This window comes from Mycolicibacter arupensis (genome assembly GCF_002086515.1).
In the GTDB taxonomy this organism is placed as follows: Bacteria; Actinomycetota; Actinomycetes; order Mycobacteriales; family Mycobacteriaceae; genus Mycobacterium; species Mycobacterium arupense.
Map to the genome: position 1 here is coordinate 13,761 of NZ_MVHH01000047.1, position 15,376 is coordinate 29,136.

The window sequence follows — 15,376 nt, forward strand, 5'->3', positions numbered from 1 at the left end:
GCAGTATTCTGGACTGATGGCTCCTTCACCTGCCCTGACTCGGTCCCTCGTCGCCGCTTCGGCAACGCTGGGACCGGCAGCGCTCGCTATCGGCTACGGCGCGATCATCGAACGCAACGCGTTCGTGGTGCGCGAGGCGACGATGCCGGTGCTGGCACCCGGATCCTCACCGCTGCGGGTGCTGCACATCAGTGACATCCACATGCGTCCCGGCCAGCGCCGCAAGCAGGCCTGGCTGCGGGAGCTGGTGCGCCTGGAGCCCGACCTGGTGGTCAACACTGGCGACAACCTCGCCCACCCCAAGGCGGTGCCGGCGGTGGTGCAGGCCCTGGGCGATCTGTTGTCGGTGCCGGGCGTGTTCGTCTTCGGCAGCAACGACTACTTCGGCCCGCGCCTGAAGAACCCGGCCAAGTACCTGACCAAGCCGACGCATCGCATCCACGGCGTCCCACTGCCCTGGCAGGACCTGCGGGCGGCGTTCACCGAGCGGGGCTGGTTGGACCTGACGCACAACCGCCGCGAGTTCGACGTGGCCGGGCACCGGATCGCCGCGGCCGGCGTCGATGATCCGCACATCGATCGGGACCGCTACGACACCATTGCCGGTCCGGCCGACCTGACCGCCGATCTGAGCCTGGGGTTGACGCACTCGCCGGAGCCGCGCGTGCTGGACCGCTTCGCCGGCGACGGCTACCAGTTGGTGATGGCCGGCCACACCCATGGCGGCCAGCTGTGCGTACCGTTCTACGGCGCATTGGTGACCAACTGCGGGCTCGATCGCTCACGGGTCAAGGGACCCTCCCAGTGGGGAGCGCACACGCGGCTGCACGTGTCGGCGGGAATCGGCACCTCCCCGTTCGCCCCGGTGCGCTTCGCCTGCCGTCCCGAGGCCAGCCTGCTGACCCTGGTGGCCGCGCCGACCGGCGGTGACGACTCGCAGCTCACTCGCTGCTCGACCCAGCCCTCCGTGTCGGCCCGTTGACCGTACGGATTGCCGATCACGGCCATCCACGGCGCTGGGCCGACAACGCGATCCGCCTGATCGAGGCTGACGCGCGGCGCAGTGCCGACACCCACCTGCTGCGGTACCCGCTGCCCGCGGCGTGGGCCGCCGACGCGGGTGTGGCGCTGTACCTCAAGGACGAGACCACCCACCTCACCGGCAGCCTCAAGCACCGGCTGGCCCGCTCGCTGTTCCTCTACGGGCTGTGCAATGGCCGGATCGCCGAGGGCACCACGGTGGTCGAGGCGTCCTCGGGGTCCACCGCGGTCTCTGAGGCCTATTTCGCAGCCCTGCTGGGCCTGCCGTTCATTGCGGTGATGCCGGCCTCGACCAGCGCGTCAAAGGTGGCGTTGATCGAGGCACAAGGCGGGCACTGCCACTTCGTGGCACATTCGGGCGATGTCTACGCCGAGGCGGAGCGGATCGCCGCAGACACCGGCGGGCATTACCTCGATCAGTTCACCAACGCCGAGCGGGCCACCGACTGGCGCGGCAACAACAACATCGCCGAGTCGATATTCGAGCAGATGCGCGACGAGTCCCATCCGATCCCTGACTGGATCGTGGTCGGGGCGGGCACCGGCGGCACCAGCGCGACGATCGGCCGCTACCTGCGTTATCGCCGGCACGCGACCCGGTTGTGCGTGGTCGACCCGGAGAATTCGGCCTTCTACCCGGCCTACGCACAGTGCCGCTACGACGTGGTGATCGACGCGTCGTCGCGCATCGAGGGCATCGGCCGCCCGCGCGTAGAGCCGTCATTTCTGCCCGACGTGGTAGACCGCATGATGTCGGTGCCCGATGCCGCGTCGGTGGCCGCGGCGCGCCACGTCAGTGCGGTGTTGGGCCGTCGGGTGGGCGCCTCGACCGGTACCAATGTCTGGGGCGCCTTCGCGCTGCTGGCCGAGATGGTGTCCGACGGGCGCAGCGGATCGGTGGTGACCGTGTTAGCCGACAGCGGTGACCGCTACGCCGACACGTACTACAACGACGACTGGCTGGCGCAGCACGGGCTGGACCCGACGGGCCCCGCGGCGGCATTGGCCGAGTTTGAGAGATCCTGCCGGTTCGAGTTCGCCTGAACCCGGTCCTCGGCGGTGTCGGGGTTGGTCGCGACGAGCCACAGCGCAGCCAGCGCGAAGAAACCGGCGTACACCGCTCCGCCTAACAAAGTCATGATTTGACTCCCTCTGCACTAAACCTTGTTAGTGAGTCTGCCTAATTCCGGCTGTGTTTTCATCTCTGCACGCCAGAATGTGGGGCGTTTCATGCTCCCGAAGTCCAGTGAACTGTGCCTCGACCCCGCAGCAATCCCCTGCACACCGCCCCTGTCAGCGCCGCCACCAGCCGTTTGGGTGACCGGGGGGCCGGTGCGATACGCTGTCGTGGCTTCACACGGGGTGTGGCGCAGCTTGGTAGCGTGCTTCGTTCGGGACGAAGAGGTCGTGGGTTCGAATCCCGCCACCCCGACAGAGTGAGAGCGGCCCTGACCAGGGATAACCCGGTCAGGGCCGTTTTGCGTTACGGGGCCGGACCCCCTTTCGTCCGCAGAGCGTCCGCAGTAGATTTCCTGGCTGCCCTCGCGGCGGCGTCCAGAGCGTCCGCCACAGCCTCCAGATCGTCGGGAAACAGGTCCGAATACGTGTCCAAGGTCAGGGCAGCCGATTTGTGGCCCAGCATCGTCTGCACCGCCTTCACGTTGGCCCCGGCACTGATCGCCAAGGACGCCGCGGTGTGGCGCAGGTCGTGCATCGTGGGACGCGGCCAGTCCGTCGTCGGGTTGCCGCCTTTGTCGGGCGCCCGGAGCTTGGTTACAGCCGGGTTGAACACGCGGGTGCGGAACGTCGCGATCCGCAGCACCCCGCCAGCCGGTGCAGTGAACACCAGATCGTCGCGGCGCTTGTCCACCATCGCGGCCGCCAGATCGTCGGCCAGGAACTTCGGGAAGGGCACCGAGCGCCGCTCATGGTTCTTCGGGGTCGACCACACCAGCTTCCCCACCACCTCTGTCACTGAACGACGAACATTCACGCGCCGTCGCAGCATGTCGAAGTCAGCGACGGTAAGCGCCGCCATCTCCCCATACCGCAGGCCCGTGTAGGCCAGGAACAGCACCACCAGGCCGTAGCGCTCCATAGCCGTGGCCAGCTCGTCCACCTGGGCATGGGTCAGGTATGCCCGCTGGGAATGCTCGCGGGCAGGTGCCTTCACGCCGTCGCACGGGTTGCGGGGTATGCGCTTGTCCTCGACGGCGAGAGCCAAGATCATGCGGAGCACACCAAGGGCATTCTCGATCGTCGGAGCCGCCGCACCTGCCGCAGCCAGATCAGCTACCCAAGCCCGAACTCCCGACGTTTGGACTTCCGCCACCGCGGTGTCCGCCCACGTATCACGAACGTGCACCGCCCACGCAGAGGCTCTAGCCGCTACCGTCGTGTCTTTCAGGTGCCCGAACGTTCCGACCCACTGCTTGTGGATCTCGCCGATGGTGGCATTGCCAGCGCCCGGTGCGACGTAGGTGCCGGTGACGATGGTCGATGTGATGTTCTCCAGCCAGGCCGTCGCATCTGCTTTCCGAGTGAAGCCCTTGGCGACCTCGCGACCGCCTGCATCCACATACCTTGCCCGCCAGCGCTTCCCGACACCATGACTCTTGCTCTGGATCAGGGTTCCGAGTTTGCCGTGAGCCTTGTCCGTGCACAGCTCACCGTCGCCGACACGATGCCAGCGATCCTCGACACCAGCGCGGCGGTTACGTAGCCGCATCGCGTTGGGCCTTCCCAATCTGATCGAATTCGTCTTCGCTCACCAAGATGTGAGCTGTCACCGCTTCAACAACCGCCTGCTTTATTGCATGGTCTGATTCGTTGAAGTAAACGGCAAAATTGTCACCCTCGAAACTCGCCAGGAAGCTCCCGTACTTGAAACTTGGCGACTGCTTAAGGATTTCGGTGTAGAGGTCAACAACATCGCACCCGTGCCGCTCCATCAGGCGTTGCTCGGTTTCGTCGTCGGTGTGGTTTGCCCAGTGATCCACGTAGCGGATGGCTTGAAGCAGCACCTTTCGGGCGCGCGTGGCCGCCACAGACAGGTTTGATCCCGAGATCTGAAATTGCTTGTCTGGGGAGAACGCGATGTAGTCCAGATCGAACTCCAGCAGCTTCGAGATCGCGAGAGCCTCGAACAGTTTTACTTCGCGGGTTCCGCGTTCAATTCTGGTTATCGCGGACGGGTCAAGATGGAGATCGACGTCACGGAGCAGCTCGGCTAGCTGTCGTTGACTCAAGCCTCGGCCCTCTCTGCGTTGCCGCATTAAGTCTCCGAACTGCTGACTGACGGATTCGGACGGCGAACCATCTACCTGCTGATGCATAAATCACAGCGTAATGCTTGACCAGCATCGCCAACAGTGGCAACCTGACAATGCGATATCAACACCGCACTGCGAAAGGAGCATCAGTGGCAGATGGCGATCTGCTTCACACGAAGCAGGTGGAGCAGGAGTACGGGATCAACGCGGGAACGTTGCGGTTCTGGCGATCCACGGACCAGGGGCCGGCGTCGTTCACCCTCGGCCCTAGAGGCCGGGTCGTATACCGCCGCAGCGAGATCGAGCGCTGGCTGGCCGAGCAGGAGCAGGCGACCCGGCGCGGTGGCGGTGATGCAGCCTGATGCGCATCTATCCGCAGGAAGCGCACCCCGATCTTGGGATCGCGCCCGAGTTGGACAGGACCGAGGATCTTCGGCCCGTCAAGAGAAATGCCCCCGGTCGGTGTTGGAGCACCGCCGAGGGCTTGCAGAACAACCCACCCACCAATGAACAGGAGTCCTAACGACCATGATGGCACAAAACGAACCCATCGACTACGAGCTGACCGCCGAAGCTCACGATGAACTCTGGTCCGGTTACCCCGTCGGCAGCGCCAACCGACTCTGCTGCGGTGGTATCGCTGGACACACCCGGAGCTGCACCACCCCGGCGCCCGCCGGCCCGTACGACTCCGAGGATGGGCAGCGGCCCGTCGTGGCCTACATGGGCATGGGCAGCGAGGACCATCTCATCGGCGTGTGGGCACAGCAGGACGCCGCCGGACGGCTCTCCGACGTCGCCATAAACATGTATGAGCCCAACGAAATGACCGCCGCGCAGGCACGAGCACTGGCCGTCCTGTTGAACCGCGCTGCTGATGTCGCTGACAAGTGGTCCAGCACCACCGACGCTGCGGAGGTCGCGCGATGACCGCCAACACCTCCCTTCCGCAACAGACGAGCAGTGACTGCCGCTTCGGAGACCAGTGCATGTACCTGGACGGGCCGCACCGCGAACACGCATGGAACGCCACGGCGGCCGCCACCCGTGTCAACGGGACCGACGGCTGGCTCTACGTCTACAGCCTCTGCGACAACGAGTTCCCGAACGAAGTGCTGATCGGGATGCAACGGCCAAACGAGGAGTCGCTGGCCGAGGCGGCACTAAGCATCGAGCAGGCAGCCGAGCTGCTGGTACTGCTGGCCAAGGCCGTCCACTACGGGATCGACAGCGAGGTGGCGCGATGACCGCCGACGATCTGACGACGAACATGCGGGAAGCGACGGCCACGCTTGCCAGAGCTTGGGCGGCGGCAGAGTCGACCAGCGTCAACGGTTGGCCCTGCGCCCCCTGGTGTGCCGAAAGTGATGGACACCCGAGGGAGTCCCACCGGGTCGATCAGTGGTGTCAGGGGCCGCTGCACACGGTCGGGTGCAGTCTCGAAGAACTCGCCCCGGCATCACACAAGCAGGTCGACGCCGCCGATCCGCACATCACCGCATACGCGTGTGGTCGCTACTACCGGCTGCCGTACGTGGCACTGCATCTGTTCCGGGAGAGCAGCCGTCCGTTGCTGAATGTCGATACCGAGTTCAAGCTGACGCCGGCCGAAGCCGTCACCTTGGCCAAACATCTGATCACCGTCGCCCAACAGATCGACGATGAGGTGGCGAAGTGATGGCGACGAAGGCGCGCAGGTGCGAACGGTGCGGGAAGCGACTGCGCAGCCTGGCAGCGGCCGAGGGTTGGAATGTCCGGGCCGAAGGGGGCTATCCGGTCGGCTTGATCTGCCCCGGCTGCCAGTCCCCGGCGGAGAACGCCGAGGCCATCATCCACGAGGCCACGCTGGATTACGGCCTCGATGAGTTCGGCCGGATGGTCGCCCGCGTGAAGGGCGGGCTCTGATGGCCAACAAGGTGCAGATCAACGTGGAGGAGGTCGGGCGTCGTCCCGGCCTCCCCACCGACTTGCCGGAGTGGCGCCTCGCGATGCGCTGCCGGGGCTGTGGACGGTGGTTGACCGACCCGCGTTCAGTCGCTCTCGGTATCGGACCCTCCTGCGCAACCAGGGAGACCGGATGAACCCGGACGATCGTCCTCGCACCCATGGTGTATCGACTTCACCGGCCCAAAATGAACTGAGACCGCCTGGCCTGGTGGCTGCCCCGAAACCCGTTGGAACCACAACACGCAGCAATGCGCTCACCGGAAGTCGCCAAGTTTCGTGGTGGCCCGTCCACGAGTTCCTCGAAGCTGCTGTTACCCAGGCCAACTGCGGCCAACTCCCGATCGCTGGCACGCCGTCCTGGCAGGCCCTGGCGGACACCGATCTGGCGAAACTGATGGCTCTGGCCGTCGCCGGAGAACACCACGTGCTGCGGATTGAGACCGACCAAGAACACCGCGCCGACGCTGCGAAAGTCATTGCCCGTGCCGAAGACTGGCCTGCTGTCTCCCGCCAGATCCGGGCCGGACGCGGTGGCCCCTACGTCCCTCGCTTACCCCACCAGGAGACCGCGTGACCGACATTGACGAATCCGAATTCTGGTCATCCACCGAACAACTCACGCTCATCTATCAGTGGGCGCGCGCCCGATACGTCGCCCCGTGGGCGTTACTTCTCACGGTGCTGCTACGGGTGATCATGTCCACCAGCCACCGCGTGATGCTGCCCGGCCCGCCGGCCCCGGCATCGCTGAACATGGGCATCGTTCTCGTCGGCCGGTCAGGTTCCGGCAAGGGAGTCACCGACAAACTGGCTCGCATCGTCTGGCCCCGCGACGACATTCACGAGGAAGGGCTCGGTTCAGGGCAGGGCATCCACGACCTCTTCAAGGAAACGAAAGATCCCGAGGACCGGATCACCCGCGCGCTGATCACTGTGTCGGAGATCGACCATCTGACCGCCCTCAACGCCGGGCAGGGCAATAACACCAGGGCAGCAATCAAAGCAGCACTGACAGGTGACAGGCTCGGCAGCAAGGGCGCATCCACTGCTACGACGCGCTCTGTCCCGGCTGACAGCTACCGGCTGGGCTTGTCCATCAGCGCACAGTTCGGCCACTGCGGAGTCCTTCTTGACGACGTATCGGGCGGCACGCCACAACGACTGGTGTGGGGATCGGTCACCGACCCTTCCATTCCGGACACCCCCGGCCCCGAACCTGACCGGGTGCTGGACACGAATCTGCCGGGATGGGCGCTCGCGGATAAGCCGGTGCTGATCCAGTACGGCACCCCGAAGATCGCTGAGTACGTCGCAGCGGGACTGCTGGCCAACCAGCGTGGCGAACTCGACGCCATCGACGGACACCGCACCTTGACGCGGCTCAAGGTCGCCGCCGCGCTGGCGATCCTCGATCACCGGTCGGTTGTCTCTGAGGACGACTGGGCACTATCTGAGGTCGTCATGGTCAAGTCGGACGCCACCCGGAACTCGGTGCTGGAGTATGACCGCCAAGCGGCCCGAGCAAAGATCCGTGACCGGGCAATCGCCAGGGCGGTCGGAGACGAGGTCTACGACAGCCGCCTGCTCGACGGAGTCCGCAACAGCATCCTCCGAACCCTCGAACGCGATGGCGAACAGGCCGGCAACGAACTGCGCAGCAAGATGGGCAAGCGAGACCGCCGCGACATGTTCGACCAAGCCATTGCTTTGCTGCAACACGAGGGTCTGGTGGCCTCAATGGAGGTTGCACGCGGTACTCGATACCGATTGACTCCGGTTCAGGGTGAACCGGCGGTTCAGGGTGCATATCAGCAGCTCAAAGAGGGTGAACCGAAAGTTCAGGGTGAACCATCCGCGACCATTACCGACCTTGATTCCCGCAGGTCGCACGAAACCGAGCGACCCAAGGTGTCATGTCAGAAATGGTTCGATCAACACATAGCAGACCTACGTGCAGCCGGTAACGACACCGCAGAATCATTTGCTGTGTATGCCGCTGGGGAAGCGGTCGGGTACAGCCGCGCCAACCTGGCGCAGGCCGCATCCAGCTCATCTGAAGTCGTATTGATCGCCCGCACCAACCGCGGAGCGACGTGGTCGATCACTGGCGACCAGGATGCCGCATACGTACCCGCCTCCGAGTTCTTCAGCAAATATCTCGACGCTTTGCCCGGCAACACCACGGAGATCGATCAAAGCGCCTACATGCTCGCCGCCGAGCAGGCGGGTTACAGCGCAACGACCGCCCGCAAGGCCGCCGTACAACACCCCCGCATCCAATCGGCACCCGCACACGGCAATGCCAAATCGGAGCGGATCTGGCGTATCCGGCAGACGGACGAGGGGGTGACGGCGTGACCGGACGCGCGGTCCTGGCCGCATACCGGGACACCGGAGCCCTGACCGTCCGTTGCGGACACTGCGGAGCCGAAGGGGGCCAGCCCTGCACCAAGGCAGACGGCCGGATCTCACGAGTGCCGTGTGTCGGTCGCCTCGCCGCCGCAGACCTCAGGTCGCCTGGAGTTGTGGGCGAATACCAGAACTCCCACGACTTCTCTGAAGCCCGACACCCGCGTGAGGACCAGGCGTGAGCGCCCACCGGAACGCCGGACGGTTTTTCTGGGCGTGGCTTCTCGGCTCGGCGGCGGTGTCGGTAGCGGGTGTGGTCACTCACGCACTCCTCGGAGACGCCCGTTCCCCTGTGATCGCCTCAGCCTTGGCGACCGTTGTCGTTGTGGTCCAACTGTGCGCGATTTGGGGGGTGCACGCGTTAGTGCATGCCCAGATCGTCGGCGCTGCATACCGCTGTGCGCTCGCCACCGCGGTAATGCTCGCCCTCGGCGCGTTCACGCTCAACTTCTTAGCCTTGCGGGATCTCGCGGTCACCTGGGCCGGCGCAGCCGCAGCCATTGCGTGGATCGTCCCGCTCGTCATAGATCTGGGCATGACCGCCAGTTCCGTTGCACTCTTGGCGCTCAACGGCCAACCCGCACCACGGGCGCACGCCGCTGAGCATCACCCGGAGGTGCCACCTTCGGTGCACGTCGAGGTGCACAACGCCATGCACCCCACCGTGCAAACCGACGCACACCTGGCCGCCGCGCACCGCATCGTGGACCAAGGCGTTGTGCGGATCGCCCCCGAACGCGTCGCACGGGTGCTCCAAGCGCACGCAGCCGGAACCGCACCGTCCACGATCCAGCGCACCCTCAACGTGGGCTACTCCACCGTGCTGCGGATCATCGACCACCAACTCCAGGAGTCCACGTGACCATGCTCGAGAACCTTCTGATCGCACTCGGCGGAGCACCGTCACTGCCCGGTGCCCGCTGCCGCCGCCGACACCACCTGTTCGATGAACGCGGCCCCGATGAACCCGAAGGCGTAGCCGAGCAGCGCCACCTGCAGGCCATCGGTCTGTGCAAGACCTGCCCCGCCCTGGCGAGCTGCACCACCTGGTACGCCACCCTGACACCCCGCAAACGACCATCCGGTGTCGTTGCCGGGCACCTACCAGCCAGACAAGGACGACGTTCAAGGGAGGACGCGTCATGACGGAGCCGAAGCGGATCATCGTGCGTGCCACCACCACCGAAACAGGCGACCTGCACCTGGATAACGCAGGCTATTCGCTGCTGTTCGGCATCCCCGAAACCGACCTCATTGTCGGGGAGGAACATTCCGCCGACCGTTGGCGGGCCGCAGCAAGGCGCATCAAGGAAGCCGAAGCCCACGGTTCCGGAAAGGGATTAGGCGCCGTTCTCGCCTACTACGCCGACGTCGAGCGGGATGGTGCTGAACTAGTTCTGCTTGAGCGGGATGATCAGGACGCGGCGCATGACGCATAACCCGGCGAATCCGTCGCTGGAAGTCCGCATCAACCAGAGCATCACCAGCGACGGATCGGCCATCATTCCCCCGAAAGTCGCACGCTGGCTCGACCGCAAAGCCGGCATGACCGCAGACCGCCGAATCAACTTGCGCACCACCGATCCCGAAGCGTACGTCGCACTCACCGCCCTTCACATCTCAGCATGCCATTCCGCTACCGGAACAGAATCCACTGCGGGCCAACCAAATACCACACAATCAGAAATGTTGATGACCACAGCAGCGGCAGCACAATCGCTGAACGTCACCGACCGCTGCATCCGAAAGTGGTGTGCCGCCGGCAGGTTGCGGGCACAGCGCCTCGGCGGCCGGTGGCTCATCTACCCCAGCAGCATCACCGCCCTGAAGAACATCGCGTAAAGGAGAACACGATATGAGTCTCGAAGCCCTCCAGGTCGAAGTCCAGGGCTACCGCACCGAAGCCGCCCGACTCTCCGAACAATTCACGCAGACACATGACGAGGTCGAAGCCGACCCCAACCTGACGACCAGCGGTAAACGGGAGCGCCTCGAACCACTCCACGAGCAGGTCACCGAGCAGATCAGTGCACTGTGTGCCCGCGAGAAGGCCGCCGTAAAGGGCATGAAAGAGAAGCTTGAACGGCGAGTCTTCGGCCTCTCACCCACTGCCAGCAGCGATCCCGCGAAGGTCGTCAGCTTCCGCGACGCACAAGCCCGCGTCCGCGAGATCGAAGACAACGACGACGCCGCAGAAATCTACGAATCGGCCAAGCGATCCGGCGACCAGATCCTCGCGACAGCAGTGCTGGAACGGGCACTCGTACGCGGCTGGACGTCAATCAGGGATGACTTTCTCGAACGCAACACCGCGGCACGCAAAGACGTCGACGACCTCGCCGCCCTGGCGAAATACGCCGAAAACAGCCTTTTCAACGTGGCGCACTACATGCCCCCCAGCTTGAAATTGCCGTTCCCCTCTGGCATGCCGGAAGTCCCGCCCCTGAACTCCATCAGAGAGCCCTCCGGACCCCGACCATTGCGCGAAGGGTTCGGCACCTGGTGATGAGAACTTGCGGCGGCGGCGTCAAACCCGCACGAGTTTCTCGTCGGCATAGGGCTTCCGCCGCGGCATCCCTCCTGGTGCCAAACGGGAACCCGCGCCGCCGCCGCATCCCAACACACCACCACCAGAAGGGAGCCGAGATGGCCAAGTACACCTCACTGAATGAGGCGATGGACGCCACGGACGACCTGGCCGAGGCCCAGATCCGATACCGCCTGTTGGCGGAGACATTCGAAGCGATGCCATCGCTTCGCTCGAACCTGAACCCGCAGCTTGAGCGAGCGAAAGCGGAGATCGCCAGGTTGCGGGCGACCAAGCCAACCAAGGAGACCGGCGGCAAGGTCGTCGCGTTCGATGCCGCGCGCTTCCGGAAATCTACGACGGGCTGATCACAATGACCATCAAGTTCCCGGCCATCGGTGAGAACGGGGTACCTAACCCGCTCACCGCTCCGATCTCGGCGTACCGCTACGCCGATGCCAAACGCAAGGTCAAGGACGCTGAGTCCCGCGCGAGGCCGTTGATCCGGCTGTGGGACAAGGACATGACGTTCATTGGCCGTATCGGTGGCGAGAAGTCCGTCGATGTTGAGCAACGGCTACACGACACCGGAACCGGCAGCATCGTCCTACGCGGTTCGGATTGGATCAACAAGTTCCTGCGCACCGACGTCCGCGCCAACGACGACCTGAACATCACCATCGACCCGTATCCGAACAATCGGAACTGGCGGTGGCGGTGGGGCGGCAAAGTCACCGCCGTCCGCAACGTCCGCACCGAAAAAGGCCTGCACGAACTGCACTTCGATGTCGCCGAAAACCGTGAGCACTGGAAACACCTCTATTTCGCGGCCACGCCGTGGTATGCCCCGGAGTTTCAGCCCCTCAAAGCATGGGTGCTACCCGGCAACACCCGCACCATCACCGCGGTCACCGGGTTCGTCAACCTCGCCAGGATCTTCTACCCACCGCTGGGGATCATCGACAACTTCGTCAACCCCGGCGCCTGGATCAAGCCACTCACTGATGGGCGTTTGTGGTCGCCGCTGAACTGGCCGATCCAAATGCAGTTCGTCAACCCCCTCACCGACACTAGCCGGTTCTCTGTCATCGCCAGCCGTTGGTCCCCGGCCCACGACACCACCGCCGGCCTACTCAAGGACGCCGGCTGCAACGTCCGCGCCTACACCTGGCTGACAGAGGACGAGGATTCCCCGCACCCGGAGCTGGCCGCGCTCATCGGGCAGGACGCCGCACGCCCGTCCCGGAACTGCATTGTCCTTGCAGTAGAGGACCAGTCGGGTGTTGTCGGCTTGACCGGTACAGCGGTCGACGGTGCCGTGAACCTCGTTGCCGCCACAGCAGACGACCTGATCTCCGAGATCCTCTACGAGTTCCGGGATGCCGATGCCATCGACCCCCGCACCGGCAAGAACACCCCGCCCTACGTCCGCGACTTCCTGGGCATCGCACCGAGCCTGCCGTCGATCGTCTTCCGCGACTCGTTGGATCAGTCACCCATCAAATCGTCCGAACGGGCGATCTTCAAGAGCACTGCAAAATCCATCATCGTGGGCGGTAAGAGCCCCGGCTGGGTCAACCAACTGCAAACCTTCGGAATCAAGTACGGGCTCAGCTTCATCCAGCTCACCAACGTCTACGGCGGCTCCGGCGGGGGCGGCGCCATGGCCGGCCCTGCTCCGCTCGGCTCCGGCCTCGAAGAGATCTACCAGGGCCAGTTCGACAACATGCTGCTGGCGTTCATGCGCCACACCGATCCGTTGCGCGAGGTCCAAGCCGGTGACATGGGCTATCTCGAGTACTTCACGCAGGAGGGCGGCGGCACCGCCTACACCATCAGCTCAACGCTCACGCAGCGGCAAGGCCTGTGGAAGACCCGCCCCTACCAGTCGTTCAAGGTCTCGATCTGGAACCGTCGCCCGTACTCGGTCTACTACGACTTCGACCTCGGCACTCGCGCACTCTTCGAGATCGACGGACTGCTCTACACCGACCAATTCACCGCGATCCGCATGCACTACGACGAAGACACCCCGAAGACCTTCGACGTGACCATCGGCACAGGCTCGGACATGGAAGACCCCATGGCGCAAGCCGTGCGGACCATCCAAACCATGTGGTCAGCAGTCGGAACGCTCTTCGGCAGCAACGACCTTTACTGAGTGCTAAGACCAGGGGGCATCGGGGCACAGCTCCGCTCGCGCCCCAGCAATCATCACGTCGTCAAGGGTCGCGGCCATCACCGGGTTGACCCCGTTGCGGGGACCGCCGTTCCACCGAACGTTGTCACAAATCATCTGACCGCCCTTGACAGCAGTACTCGCTGACGAGACGCCGAAGTGGTAGTTGAACCCGTGGCTGAACAAGTAGTCCAAGTAGCTCTGCTCGTCCGCCTGCGCCAGCCCTGCCGACCCGAGCATGAGCCCTAGCGACACCGCAGTCACCAACGCCAATCGCCCCATCATCACAGTTCCCTTTCGAACAGCGAACCCGCACACTAACCCCAACCGCCGACACGCCGCAGCGATTCACCGATGAGGCGGTTGCATCCACACGCGCCATACACCGAATGCATAACCATGCATAATCCGCTGACCCGCGGCAACGCGGCAATGCGCAGCACAGGCCCCTGACCTGCGACGATAGGAACGACAGGGGGAGTACCCCCACCGCCCAACCCCAGAAGCCCCTCGTGGCATAGGCATCTGTGTGTGTCACCCACCCCCCTCCCCCTATGGCTGCATAACGATGCATGGCCCGCATGAGTTGGCGTTGTTGGAGGCCGCTGCGCATGAGTATCTGGCCGAGTTCGGTGATGAGGAGGACTGCGGCCCAGGGGTGTCGTGGCGGCCGGGCACTTGATGCTGCTGTAGATGCCGATGCCAGCAAATCAGGGTCAGAGCGGGGGCGTGTCGCACATGAATTACAGGCCTGTGAGCTGCGGTTTAGGCAGGTCATCGACTTAAGCTACTTGGCGAATTCGAACAAGTTCGGCATACTTGAGCTTGCGTAATTGCGCACACGCCGCACCTGGTGCGGCAAGTCCTACAGCCCATCCCCCGTGGTGGGCTGTAGTTGTTTGTGGCCCACCCTTCGATCAGCGCAGATACGCAGGGAGATACCGCGTGCTGCTCGCATACTTGGACGAGTCGGGGGACGAACAGCCTCTCCGGACCCCGGAAGACCCGCCCGTGCTGGTTATCGCTGGCGTGGTGGTAGACCACGAACGCGTCATGAACTTGGTTTGGCAGTTCCTTCAGTTGAAGAAGCGGTACAGCCCGTCACTACTGAAAGACGACGTGCAGCTGTCGGACTTGATCCGGTTCGAGGTCAAGGGGAGCGACTTGCGAAAGGATGTCCGGTCAGCAACACGGCGCAATCGACGCCGCGCCCTCGGATTCCTCGATGCAGTGCTGAAGCTCCTGGAGGAGGAGCGCGCTTTAATCATCGGCGAGGTTTACATCAAGGGAGAGAAACCGCTAAGTCGGTGGGTTTACCCGCAGGCCGTAGCCAAGATCGCTGCTGGGTTTGAGCATCAACTACAAGCTGCGGGTACCCAAGGCCTGATAATCATGGATGCCCGGACCAAGGTGAAAAATACGCCGAGCGTGCACCGATTGACTACCACCCGGTTCAAATCCGGTGGCAACCCTGTACCTCATCTTGTCGAGTCGCCAACTTTCGGCCACAGCGACGCTCACGTCATCCTCCAGATCGCCGACATCGTGGCGTCGGCTCTGATCTTTCCGATGGCATGTGTCGGCTACTGCAACACCCTCATTCGCAACGTTCACCTCAACGACGAGTACGCAGTCCTGCGGACGCGGTACGGACAGAAGCTCAACGGCCTCCAGTATCGCTACACCACCGCGGACACTGGTAGGAGAGTTGGCAGCCTGCGCGTAATCGACCGCTTGAACGGTCAACCATCTCGTGCGCTCTACGATGATGCTGCCGCATTCGATCTGAATGCGTTGGCGCGGTTCCAGATTGCGAACGGTGGCCAGTGAAGCGGCCGACAAGCTGGCGGACTGATTGGCGCACACCGCTCTCGGGTTAGGCTGGTTGGTGCGGGGCGTCCCCCTGTTTCACAGGGGATTGGCGCCCCGCTTTTTCGTGGCCGGTCTGGCATGTCCCCAATGAACGGGGCCATCCTGTTTTAGAGTCCTGTTGCCCGTGAC

Annotated in this window: 22 protein-coding genes and 1 tRNA gene; 19 read left to right on the plus strand and 4 right to left on the minus strand. The window is 64.0% G+C overall.

Going from position 1 to position 15,376, the window contains the following annotated elements:
• The first annotated feature begins 16 nt into the window (after positions 1 to 16).
• From BST15_RS17215 to BST15_RS17225, 3 genes are all read left to right on the plus strand, one after another.
• Positions 17 to 982, plus strand: coding sequence for a metallophosphoesterase (locus tag BST15_RS17215; RefSeq protein ID WP_046190192.1), 966 nt, complete (start codon positions 17 to 19; stop codon positions 980 to 982).
• Complete coding sequence (cds1, locus tag BST15_RS17220; protein ID WP_046190191.1) at positions 979 to 2,085, plus strand: L-cysteine desulfhydrase Cds1; 1,107 nt, start codon at positions 979 to 981, stop codon at positions 2,083 to 2,085. The genes BST15_RS17215 and cds1 overlap by 4 nt, the downstream gene beginning before the upstream one ends.
• 314 nt (positions 2,086 to 2,399) lie before the next feature.
• Positions 2,400 to 2,473, plus strand: a tRNA-Pro gene (locus tag BST15_RS17225).
• A 51-nt stretch (positions 2,474 to 2,524) separates the two neighbouring features.
• On the opposite strand, the gene BST15_RS17230 is transcribed toward BST15_RS17225, so the two are convergent.
• Together BST15_RS17230 and BST15_RS17235 are read right to left on the minus strand one after the other, a co-directional pair.
• A complete protein-coding gene (locus BST15_RS17230; protein ID WP_052751486.1) occupies positions 2,525 to 3,769 on the minus strand; it encodes a tyrosine-type recombinase/integrase in 1,245 nt (414 codons plus the stop codon).
• Positions 3,756 to 4,376, minus strand: coding sequence for a helix-turn-helix domain-containing protein (locus tag BST15_RS17235; protein ID WP_046190190.1), 621 nt, complete (start codon positions 4,374 to 4,376; stop codon positions 3,756 to 3,758). The genes BST15_RS17230 and BST15_RS17235 overlap by 14 nt, the downstream gene beginning before the upstream one ends.
• Before the next feature lie 86 nt (positions 4,377 to 4,462).
• Here BST15_RS17235 and BST15_RS17240 point away from each other — a divergent pair, with 86 nt between their 5' ends.
• From BST15_RS17240 to BST15_RS17275, 10 genes are all read left to right on the plus strand, one after another.
• The gene (locus BST15_RS17240) at positions 4,463 to 4,675 is read left to right on the plus strand and encodes a helix-turn-helix transcriptional regulator (RefSeq protein WP_234708328.1); all 213 of its coding nucleotides are present in this window, start codon (positions 4,463 to 4,465) and stop codon (positions 4,673 to 4,675) included.
• 166 nt (positions 4,676 to 4,841) lie between these two features.
• Entirely contained in the window at positions 4,842 to 5,243 is a 402-nt protein-coding gene (locus tag BST15_RS17245) for a hypothetical protein (RefSeq protein ID WP_046190188.1), read from the plus strand.
• The gene (locus tag BST15_RS17250) at positions 5,240 to 5,560 is read left to right on the plus strand and encodes a hypothetical protein (RefSeq protein ID WP_046190187.1); all 321 of its coding nucleotides are present in this window, start codon (positions 5,240 to 5,242) and stop codon (positions 5,558 to 5,560) included. The genes BST15_RS17245 and BST15_RS17250 overlap by 4 nt, the downstream gene beginning before the upstream one ends.
• Positions 5,557 to 5,991, plus strand: coding sequence for a DUF6907 domain-containing protein (locus tag BST15_RS17255; protein WP_046190186.1), 435 nt, complete (start codon positions 5,557 to 5,559; stop codon positions 5,989 to 5,991). Before BST15_RS17250 ends, BST15_RS17255 begins: the two co-directional genes overlap by 4 nt.
• Positions 5,988 to 6,218: a hypothetical protein gene (locus BST15_RS17260; RefSeq protein ID WP_083071074.1), complete on the plus strand. Its 231-nt coding sequence runs from the start codon at positions 5,988 to 5,990 to the stop codon at positions 6,216 to 6,218. The genes BST15_RS17255 and BST15_RS17260 overlap by 4 nt, the downstream gene beginning before the upstream one ends.
• An 83-nt stretch (positions 6,219 to 6,301) precedes the next feature.
• Positions 6,302 to 6,394 carry a DUF6011 domain-containing protein gene (locus tag BST15_RS22815; RefSeq protein ID WP_234808429.1) on the plus strand — a complete coding sequence of 31 codons (93 nt, stop codon included), beginning with the start codon at positions 6,302 to 6,304 and terminating at the stop codon, positions 6,392 to 6,394.
• Positions 6,391 to 6,834, plus strand: a complete 444-nt coding sequence (locus tag BST15_RS17265; protein ID WP_083071075.1) for a DUF2742 domain-containing protein — start codon at positions 6,391 to 6,393, stop codon at positions 6,832 to 6,834. Before BST15_RS22815 ends, BST15_RS17265 begins: the two co-directional genes overlap by 4 nt.
• Complete coding sequence (locus tag BST15_RS17270; protein WP_234708327.1) at positions 6,831 to 8,618, plus strand: hypothetical protein; 1,788 nt, start codon at positions 6,831 to 6,833, stop codon at positions 8,616 to 8,618. The genes BST15_RS17265 and BST15_RS17270 overlap by 4 nt, the downstream gene beginning before the upstream one ends.
• The gene (locus BST15_RS23270; RefSeq protein ID WP_420093284.1) at positions 8,615 to 8,851 is read left to right on the plus strand and encodes a zinc finger domain-containing protein; all 237 of its coding nucleotides are present in this window, start codon (positions 8,615 to 8,617) and stop codon (positions 8,849 to 8,851) included. The genes BST15_RS17270 and BST15_RS23270 overlap by 4 nt, the downstream gene beginning before the upstream one ends.
• The gene (locus tag BST15_RS17275) at positions 8,848 to 9,531 is read left to right on the plus strand and encodes a DUF2637 domain-containing protein (RefSeq protein WP_046190184.1); all 684 of its coding nucleotides are present in this window, start codon (positions 8,848 to 8,850) and stop codon (positions 9,529 to 9,531) included. Before BST15_RS23270 ends, BST15_RS17275 begins: the two co-directional genes overlap by 4 nt.
• A gap of 41 nt (positions 9,532 to 9,572) precedes the next feature.
• Here BST15_RS17275 and BST15_RS22180 read toward each other — a convergent pair whose 3' ends face one another.
• Positions 9,573 to 9,770: a hypothetical protein gene (locus BST15_RS22180; protein WP_157861740.1), complete on the minus strand. Its 198-nt coding sequence runs from the start codon at positions 9,768 to 9,770 to the stop codon at positions 9,573 to 9,575.
• Between the two features lie 41 nt (positions 9,771 to 9,811).
• Between BST15_RS22180 and BST15_RS17280 the strand changes: the two genes are divergently transcribed.
• From BST15_RS17280 to BST15_RS17300, 5 genes are all read left to right on the plus strand, one after another.
• On the plus strand, positions 9,812 to 10,108 hold the full coding sequence (locus BST15_RS17280) for a hypothetical protein (RefSeq protein WP_046190183.1): 297 nt from the start codon (positions 9,812 to 9,814) through the stop codon (positions 10,106 to 10,108).
• Positions 10,098 to 10,511 carry a helix-turn-helix domain-containing protein gene (locus BST15_RS22820; RefSeq protein WP_046190182.1) on the plus strand — a complete coding sequence of 138 codons (414 nt, stop codon included), beginning with the start codon at positions 10,098 to 10,100 and terminating at the stop codon, positions 10,509 to 10,511. Before BST15_RS17280 ends, BST15_RS22820 begins: the two co-directional genes overlap by 11 nt.
• 13 nt (positions 10,512 to 10,524) lie before the next feature.
• Positions 10,525 to 11,175 (plus strand): hypothetical protein, encoded by a 651-nt coding sequence (locus BST15_RS17290; protein ID WP_046190181.1) that lies wholly within the window; start codon positions 10,525 to 10,527, stop codon positions 11,173 to 11,175.
• 140 nt (positions 11,176 to 11,315) lie between these two features.
• A complete protein-coding gene (locus BST15_RS17295) occupies positions 11,316 to 11,564 on the plus strand; it encodes a hypothetical protein (RefSeq protein WP_046190180.1) in 249 nt (82 codons plus the stop codon).
• A gap of 5 nt (positions 11,565 to 11,569) precedes the next feature.
• Entirely contained in the window at positions 11,570 to 13,357 is a 1,788-nt protein-coding gene (locus tag BST15_RS17300; protein WP_046190179.1) for a Gp37-like protein, read from the plus strand.
• Positions 13,358 to 13,360: 3 nt separating this feature from the next.
• Here BST15_RS17300 and BST15_RS17305 read toward each other — a convergent pair whose 3' ends face one another.
• Complete coding sequence (locus BST15_RS17305) at positions 13,361 to 13,660, minus strand: DUF732 domain-containing protein (RefSeq protein WP_046190178.1); 300 nt, start codon at positions 13,658 to 13,660, stop codon at positions 13,361 to 13,363.
• Positions 13,661 to 14,320: 660 nt separating this feature from the next.
• On the opposite strand from BST15_RS17305, the gene BST15_RS17310 reads away from it, so the two are divergent.
• Positions 14,321 to 15,205, plus strand: a complete 885-nt coding sequence (locus BST15_RS17310) for a DUF3800 domain-containing protein (protein WP_052751485.1) — start codon at positions 14,321 to 14,323, stop codon at positions 15,203 to 15,205.
• Positions 15,206 to 15,376 lie beyond the last annotated feature (171 nt).

What these genes read in the sequence shown, in the direction of transcription:
- BST15_RS17215 (WP_046190192.1), top strand. Translation starts at nt 17, where the DNA reads ATGGCTCCTTCACCTGCCCTGACTCGGTCCCTCGTCGCCGCTTCGGCA.
- BST15_RS17230 (WP_052751486.1), bottom strand. Translation starts at nt 3,769, where the DNA reads ATGCGGCTACGTAACCGCCGCGCTGGTGTCGAGGATCGCTGGCATCGT.
- BST15_RS17235 (WP_046190190.1), bottom strand. Translation starts at nt 4,376, where the DNA reads ATGCATCAGCAGGTAGATGGTTCGCCGTCCGAATCCGTCAGTCAGCAG.
- BST15_RS17245 (WP_046190188.1), top strand. Translation starts at nt 4,842, where the DNA reads ATGATGGCACAAAACGAACCCATCGACTACGAGCTGACCGCCGAAGCT.
- BST15_RS17250 (WP_046190187.1), top strand. Translation starts at nt 5,240, where the DNA reads ATGACCGCCAACACCTCCCTTCCGCAACAGACGAGCAGTGACTGCCGC.
- BST15_RS17255 (WP_046190186.1), top strand. Translation starts at nt 5,557, where the DNA reads ATGACCGCCGACGATCTGACGACGAACATGCGGGAAGCGACGGCCACG.
- BST15_RS22815 (WP_234808429.1), top strand. Translation starts at nt 6,302, where the DNA reads ATGCGCTGCCGGGGCTGTGGACGGTGGTTGACCGACCCGCGTTCAGTC.
- BST15_RS17265 (WP_083071075.1), top strand. Translation starts at nt 6,391, where the DNA reads ATGAACCCGGACGATCGTCCTCGCACCCATGGTGTATCGACTTCACCG.
- BST15_RS17280 (WP_046190183.1), top strand. Translation starts at nt 9,812, where the DNA reads ATGACGGAGCCGAAGCGGATCATCGTGCGTGCCACCACCACCGAAACA.
- BST15_RS22820 (WP_046190182.1), top strand. Translation starts at nt 10,098, where the DNA reads ATGACGCATAACCCGGCGAATCCGTCGCTGGAAGTCCGCATCAACCAG.
- BST15_RS17290 (WP_046190181.1), top strand. Translation starts at nt 10,525, where the DNA reads ATGAGTCTCGAAGCCCTCCAGGTCGAAGTCCAGGGCTACCGCACCGAA.
- BST15_RS17295 (WP_046190180.1), top strand. Translation starts at nt 11,316, where the DNA reads ATGGCCAAGTACACCTCACTGAATGAGGCGATGGACGCCACGGACGAC.
- BST15_RS17300 (WP_046190179.1), top strand. Translation starts at nt 11,570, where the DNA reads ATGACCATCAAGTTCCCGGCCATCGGTGAGAACGGGGTACCTAACCCG.
- BST15_RS17305 (WP_046190178.1), bottom strand. Translation starts at nt 13,660, where the DNA reads ATGATGGGGCGATTGGCGTTGGTGACTGCGGTGTCGCTAGGGCTCATG.